The organism is Oleiphilus sp. HI0128 (genome assembly GCF_001635365.1).
On record NZ_LWGG01001594.1, the window covers coordinates 1 to 931 of the forward strand.

Genomic DNA, 931 nt, shown 5'->3' on the forward strand with positions numbered 1-931 from the left:
AACTCACCAAACGATCAGCCAGGTAGTCCTGCGGGAAGATATCTTCGTCGACGGCCCGCAGCTTCATTGAGCCTAATGCAGTCGTTTTAGGTAGTTTGTTATAGCCGTAGACCCGACCAATTTCTTCAATCAGGTCTGGTTCAATGGCAATATCGAAACGATAGCTTGGCACAGCAAAGGTCCACTGCCCCTCTGCTCGATCAACAACTTCAAGCCCAAGGCGCGTTAGAATCTCTTCTATTTCAGCTGTCTCTACCTTCAAGCCTAAGAGCGACTCAACTTTAGTTTCACGCAAGGTCACAGTCGAAGACTTAGGAAGCGTCTCTGCATCACTTTCTTCAACGATTGGGCCAGCTTTGCCGCCGACAATATCGATTAATAAGCGCGTTGCACGTTCCATTGCCTCGTGCTGCAGCGCATAATCAACACCTCGTTCAAAACGGTGTGAAGAGTCTGTATGCAAGCCATAAGAGCGTGCTTTACCCGCAATCGCCAAGGGTGCAAAGAAGGCACATTCCAAAAAGATGTTCTGAGTTGTAGCGCTAACACCTGAGGCTTCGCCACCCATGATACCTGCGATTGCAAGTGGAGTGTTTTCATCTGCAATAACCAAGGTGTCATCACGAAGTTCAACTTCCTGACCATCCAACAAGGTTAGTTTTTCAGCATTTTCAGCTTGACGTACATTGATTGAGCCATTCAGCTTATCTAAATCAAATGCATGCATTGGCTGACCGAGCTCAAGCAAAATATAGTTGGTTACGTCAACGGCAGGATCAATACTACGTAAACCGCAGCGACGTAACTTTTCTTGCAGCCATAATGGTGAAGGCTTAGTTAGGTCGACACCTTCAATGACGCGTCCCAAGTATTTAGGGCAGCCCTCTGTGTCTTGTAAGTTTACCTTGAAGGTAAGTTCACTCTCTGAAAC

1 protein-coding gene is annotated in these 931 nt (G+C 46.9%); it reads right to left on the minus strand.

Annotation, left to right across the window (positions count from 1 at the left end; translation table 11 throughout):
* On the minus strand, window positions 1-931 hold a 931-nt coding region (locus tag A3763_RS26140), incomplete at both ends, for a phenylalanine--tRNA ligase subunit beta (RefSeq protein ID WP_197483147.1).